This is a genomic window from Dietzia sp. DQ11-44, from assembly GCF_014145205.1.
Taxonomy (GTDB): Bacteria; Actinomycetota; Actinomycetes; order Mycobacteriales; family Mycobacteriaceae; genus Dietzia; species Dietzia natronolimnaea.
This window is the reverse complement of record NZ_JAALEC010000102.1, coordinates 1-6,239: the sequence shown is the minus strand read 5'-3', so window position 1 is coordinate 6,239 and position 6,239 is coordinate 1. Positions and strand designations below refer to the sequence as shown.

Below are 6,239 nucleotides of genomic sequence, written 5' to 3'. Positions count from 1 at the left end.
TCAGCCGTTCCCCGAACCCGGTGCTCCCGTCGCGTCGCTCCAGGCCGGACCGAACACGCACGCCGACGCCCCGGAACACGCCCGCTCGTACCCGGGCACCGTGACCCGCTCGGGGACCACGTCGACCCGCTCGAGAAGGGGCTCGACGAGGTCCTGTCCGGGGCTGCCGGGGGCCGAGGCCCGCGGGTCGCCCCACCACATCACGCCGCAGATCGCCGCCACGATCGCCAGCGTGAGGCCGAGTGCCCTGGGGCCGACCGGGGGGACGACCCGCCCGGATGCCCCGGGTCGGGGTCCGGCGGGCACGTGGTCGGTCACGGGGCGATTATGGGTGGCCCCACGCCCCCGGAGGCCGTCAGACGGTGGTCCCGGTCCCGGGCCTGTGGAGGAGCCGGGGGTGTGGGTAACCGGGGTGTGGAAGGGCCGTCGGGGCCCCGGCCCGGCACCGCACCGGAGTGCCGTGTCGGACGGGCGTGCTTACATGTCGTCGTGACCCAGTCCGCCGATCCCCGTCTCCACGCCGTGTGGCAGTCCGGGGTCGTGGGGTTGTGGTGCGACACGGGGTTGCGTCGCCCGCACTCGGTGGCGCCGGCTGCCGCGGTGACGGCCGTGGGCCGTGCCGGGGCCCCGGATGCGGTGGTGGAGTTCCTCTCCGGCTACAGGCTGTCCCACCGGATCGGCATCCGTGCCGTCGTGGACGGCAGGGACAGATCGGCGACGGTGCCCGGGATCCGGATCTCCGTCGGCGCCGCGATCGACCTGTGTCGACTCCTCGGGGCCGAGGACACGTGGGTCGGGTCGGGACTACGGGCGTTCTCCGCCTTGTCCGCGGGTGTCGCGGCGCTCGTGGCCGCGGGCCACGTGGTCCCGTGTCTCACCCGCAGGGACGGGGCGTGGGAGGCGTCCTGGGATCTGGTCGCCTCACCGGTGATCGGGGCGTGGACCACCGAGAGCCTCCAGCGCAGCCACGGGCTGGTCGCCACCCGCGAGGAGCTGGTCCGGCTGCTGTCCGAGCTGGCGGACCACCACGCCCGCACCGCGCTGGCACCCCTGGCGGCAGACCGCCACAGTGATCTCGGTGACGCACTGGTCACCGGTGGTCAGGTGACCTCGGGCGGTCAGGGCCTGGCCGATGCCGTCCGGGAGTTCGGCCGGGCGGCCGCCGCGAAGGACGTCGAGGTGGTGTTCCGGGTGGTCGAACCCTCCGACGACGCCGAGGTGGACCGCGCCGCGACGCCTGGCCACGCCGTGGACGACGACCCGGCTGACGACTCGCCGGGGGAGCGGTCCCGGGATCCCGGTGTGCTCTGGCGGCTGCAGGTGTTGGTCCGGACGGGCGCCGATTCGCTCCGCCCGTTCTCCGACCTCGACGACACCTCCTCCGTGGACGGACCGGTTCGCGACGTGGTCGACCGGGCCGTCCGTTCGTGGCCGCCGCTGACGCGGGCCACCCAGGCGGCCGGTGTTCCCGACCTGCTCCTGCCGACCGATCTCGTGGTCGACCTGGTCGACGAGGGGGTGGAGGCACTCCGGGGCCGCGGGGTCGAGGTCCTGCTGCCGAGGGCCTGGACCAGGATCAGGACAGCGGTCAGGCTGGCCGTCAAGGAGCCCGGGACCGAGTCGGTGGACTCGGGGCACCGGTTGGGCCTCGAACAGCTGGCGGACGTCGACTGGGAGTTGGTGGTCGACGACAACCCGTTGGACGCCACCGAGGCCCGGATGTTGCTCGACGCCGCGTCGGACCTGGTCAAGCTCCGCGGCCAGTGGGTCCGGGCGGACCCGGGTGCGCTCCGGCGGGCGGCCCGCTTCCTCGCCGCCAGGCGTGGCCAGCGGACGACCGCACCCGCTCTGGTCGGGGCGTTGATGTCCGAGGAGGCGGAGGGAGTCGAGGTCCGGTCGCCGGGCACCCTCGACTGGATCCCCTCGTCGTCGTCCCCGGTCGTGCTCCCGGACTGGTTCCGGGCCACCCTGCGTCCGTACCAACTGGACGGTGTCAGGTGGCTCTCGGCGCTCTCCCGGGCCGATACCGGGGCGGTCCTGGCCGACGACATGGGTCTCGGCAAGACGATGCAGGTGCTCGCGCTCACCGCGGTCGAACACGCGGCCGGGAGGTCCGGACCGACACTGGTGGTGGCGCCGCTCACCCTGGTCGCCACGTGGGCCCGGGAGGCGTCGACGTTCGCGCCGGACCTCCGGGTCCACGTCCATCACGGACAGGGTCGGGACCGAGGTGAGGGCGCGGCCGAGAGGATGGCGGACTCCGACCTCGTCCTGACCTCATACGGCACCGCAGCTCGTGACGTCGACCTGCTCACCGGGTTAAGGTGGCGGCGTCTGGTCGCGGACGAGGCGCAGACGGTCAAGAACCCGGCGACCGCGGTGTCCCGGGCGATCAGATCGATCCCCGCGCGGCACCGGATCGCGCTCACCGGGACCCCGGTGGAGAACAGGCTGGACGAACTACGGGCGGTGTTCGACTTCGCCAACCCGGGGCTGCTCGGGTCGGCCAGTACCTTCCGCGCCCGGTTCGCGGTCCCCATCGAATCGCACCGAGACGAGGCCGCGGCCACCCGGCTGCGTGCCCTGGCGGCCCCGTTCGTCCTGCGCCGACTCAAGTCGGACCCGCTCGTGGCCGCGGATCTGCCGGCCAAGCAACACATCAGGGTCGACTCACCACTGACCCGTGAACAGGCGACCCTGTACCAGGCGGTCGTCGAGGACATGATGGAGCAGGTCAGGGACTCCGAGGGTGCGGCCCGCAAGGGTGCGATCCTGTCCGGTCTCACCGCGCTCAAACAGGTGTGCAACCATCCTGCGCACTATCTCGGCGACGGGTCCTCGCTGCTGCGGGGTGGGCGACACCGGTCCGGAAAGCTCGCGGCACTGGACGAGGTCCTCACCGAGATCCTCGACGCGGGGGAGAAGGTCCTGTTGTTCACGCAGTACCGTGCCTTCGGAGATCTGATCATCCCGCTGTTGGAGCGCCGGGCGGCGACCGGGGTCCCGTTCCTCCACGGCGGTGTCACCGCGGGTGGTCGGGCCTCGATGGTCGAGGAGTTCCAGAGCGCGGACGGCCCACCGCTGATGCTCGCCTCCCTCCGGGCGGGCGGGACCGGGCTCACGCTGACCGAGGCCAATCACGTGGTGCATCTGGACCGGTGGTGGAATCCCGCGGTGGAGAACCAGGCGACGGATCGCGTCCACAGGATCGGGCAGACCCGGGTGGTCCAGGTGCGGACCCTCGTGGCGCCCGGGACGGTGGAGGACCGGATAGACGAGTTGCTCGAGTCCAAGCGCGAGCTGGCGGATCTGACGCTCGGCCCCCTCGCGGGTGTGCTCACCGAACTGACAGACGCCGATCTGGCCTCACTCGTCGCGCTGACCGACGAGGGGACGGACGAGACGTGAGCGGGAGAGGAGGGATCCCCACCCGGTCCAAGGCGGGTCCGTTCGGGTCGCACATGTGGAGTCGGCGGTGGTCCTCGGACCTCGAGTCCGGCGTGAGCCGCGGCGAGGCGTTCCTCGGCCGCAAGGACGCGCGCAACGGCAGGGTGCTCTCCCTGGAGCACTCCGGCCGGATCGTGCGGTGCGACGTCGACGGCAGTCAACCGGACCCGTTCTCCGTGGAGTTCGAGTTCGCCCCGCTCGACGCCACGGACACCGACGCGCTCCGTACGGCGCTCCGCCGCGAGGAGGGAGGAGTGCTGGGCGCGCTCTCCGGGGATTTCTCCGACACGGTCGGATTCCTCCTGCTCCCGGCGGTCCACGGCGCCACCCGGTACTCGTGCCGGTGCCCGGTCCAGCCGGGCCCGTGTCGACACGTGCTGTCCGCCGCCCACGTGCTCGTGGAGTGGTGGGACGCCACCCCGGAGGTGATGTTCGCACTCCGGGGACTGAGGGCCGAGACGGTGGGCGCCGTGCTGGGGGGGACCGCGGACGGGGACGTCGGCGCGGTCGCCTTCGACGTGGAGGAGAGCCTGTGGGGCCGGGATCCACTTCTCCCCGCCGTCCCCACCACCGCCCCGGCGGGTCTGGAGGATCTCCTGGACGCACCGGTCACCAGGAGACTCGCCGCGGCCGCGACCGGGGATCCACTCGAACAACTGCGGGTGGTGGCCGACCTGGAGGACTTCCTCGACGCGTTCAGCCGGTATCGGCCGGGGGATCAGCGCCCGTGATCCACCCGGTCGGCGAATCCCGCCGCAGCACTGTCGGAGCCCCCACCTACGATGCGGCCATGGACAGGCGACGGGACGGCGACACGATCCGATTCCTCCACTCGGCCGACTGGCAGCTGGGGATGACACGGCGATTCCTCGGGACCGAGTCACAGGCGGTGTACACGGCGGACCGGCTCGCCGCGGTGGCGTCGCTGGGGGACATCGCCCTCGAGCACGGCGCCGAGTTCGTCGTGGTCGCGGGCGACGCGTTCGAGGACAACGCCGTTCCCCGATCGGTCGTGCTCCGTGCCGCGGAGGTTCTCGCGGCCTTCCCGGTACCTGTACTGATCCTCCCCGGGAACCACGATCCGCTTGACGTGTCGTCGGTACTGAGGTGCCGGGACTTCTCCTCGGCCGTGGACGGCGGGGCCGTCACCGTCATCTGTGACTCCGAGCCCGTGGAGATACGCCCCGGGGTCGAGGTGGTGGGGGTCCCGTGGACCTCCAAGCGCCCGGATCCCGCCCGTCTCCCCGCGTTGCTCGCCGACCTGGGCCCGACCGACTCCCTGCGCATCCTCGTCGCGCACGGTGGCACCGACGAGGTCTACGGCGGTGACTCGCCGTCTGTCGAGGCGATCCGCGTCGCGGAGCTCGAGAGCGCCGTCGGGTCGGGACACCTGGACTACGTGGCCCTCGGCGACAGGCACTCGGTCACCAGTGTCGGTGCCGGCGACAGGATCTGGTTCTCGGGAAGCCCCGAGACCACGGCGTTCGACGACGTCGAGAGGGCGTCCGGTCAGGCTCTGCTCGTCGAGCTCGGGACGCGGAGCCCCACCGGCGGCCGGGGTGACTGTGTGGTGACACCCGTCCGGACCGGACGGTGGTCCTTCCTCGCGATCACCGCGGAGATCGAGACCGAGTCGGACCTCGACGCCCTCGCCGAGCGGATCGAGGCGATCGAGGACAAACCCAGGACGGTCCTCAAGCTGGGCCTCACCGGGACCGTCGGGGTGGCCCTGCGTGCGAGGATCGACGATCTCCTGGAGACGTGGGCGGAGCTGTTCGCGGCCGCATACCTGCGAGAGCGGCTCACCCACCTGGTGGTCCGCGCGGAGGATTCGGACTTCACCGACCTCGTGGACGGCTATGCCGGGCGCGCGGTTCAGGATCTCGTGGAGAAGGCGGCGTCGAACGGATCGGACTCGGAGGACGCCGGCAATGCGCTCAGTCTGCTGTACCGGCTCGTGGACGGAGGCCTGAGGTGATCCTGCACCGGCTGTGTATCGAGGACTTCCGAGGCGTCGACCGGGAGGAGGTGCAGGTGCCCCCCCGCGGGGTCTTCGTGATCGAGGGCCCCAACGAATCGGGCAAGACGAGCCTCATGGATGCACTGGAGATGCTCCTCGAACACAAGGCCTCCTCCGGCCGAGCGGAGATCAAGGCCGCGAGCCCTGTGGGGCGTGACGTCCCGGTGGTGGTGGAGGCCGAGTTCACGATCGACCGCGAGCGGATGCGGTACCGCAAGGAGTTCGTGCGCGGCAAGCGCACGTCGCTCGAGTTCCCGGAGTCCGCGAAGGTGGCGCTGACGGGTGACGACGCCCACGACTACGTGCGGGACCTCCTGGACCGCCGGGTGGACAGGTCCCTGTGGAGAGCGCTGCGTATCGCCCAGGACGAACCCATCGGTCAGGTGGAGGCGGGCAAGGGGATGGAGTCGCTGCGGCGAGCCCTGGACGCCGCGGCCGGCGGGGCCGCTCCCACGGGTGACGACACACTGGTCACCCGGGTCGCGGAGGAACGTCACCGCTACCTGACGGCACGACGCGGGGAGCCCACCGGCGAGCTCGCGCGGTCGGAGACCCGGCTGGCTGACGCACGCACGGCGCTGGACGACGCCAGGGCGGGGCTGTCCGAACTCGATGCCGCGGTGACCGAGCACGCACACCACTCCGCCGCCCACTCCGCCAGGCGATCCTCGCTGGCCGCCGTCGAGGTGGAGGTGGAGCGCCTCGAGGAGGCCGGACGAACCGTCGCACGGTTCCGGGAGCTCCTCCGGGCCGCGGAGGCGGAGGTCGACCG

General features: G+C 71.9%; 5 protein-coding genes. 4 read left to right on the top strand and 1 reads right to left on the bottom strand.

All coding sequences use genetic code 11. From position 1 onward, the window contains the following. Positions 1–318, bottom strand: coding sequence for a hypothetical protein (locus G6018_RS03195; protein ID WP_182638692.1), 318 nt, complete (start codon positions 316–318; stop codon positions 1–3). A gap of 171 nt (positions 319–489) precedes the next feature. On the opposite strand from G6018_RS03195, the gene G6018_RS03190 reads away from it, so the two are divergent. The 4 genes from G6018_RS03190 to G6018_RS03175 form a co-directional block, all read left to right on the top strand. Then, entirely contained in the window at positions 490–3,408 is a 2,919-nt protein-coding gene (locus tag G6018_RS03190) for an SNF2-related protein (RefSeq protein WP_182638691.1), read from the top strand. Beyond that, positions 3,405–4,178, top strand: coding sequence for a hypothetical protein (locus G6018_RS03185; RefSeq protein ID WP_259848322.1), 774 nt, complete (start codon positions 3,405–3,407; stop codon positions 4,176–4,178). Before G6018_RS03190 ends, G6018_RS03185 begins: the two co-directional genes overlap by 4 nt. 59 nt (positions 4,179–4,237) lie before the next feature. Further along, positions 4,238–5,425: a DNA repair exonuclease gene (locus tag G6018_RS03180; RefSeq protein ID WP_179525567.1), complete on the top strand. Its 1,188-nt coding sequence runs from the start codon at positions 4,238–4,240 to the stop codon at positions 5,423–5,425. Beyond that, positions 5,422–6,239 (top strand): AAA family ATPase (locus tag G6018_RS03175; RefSeq protein WP_182638690.1); only part of this gene is annotated, 818 nt, incomplete at its 3' end. The genes G6018_RS03180 and G6018_RS03175, both read left to right, overlap by 4 nt.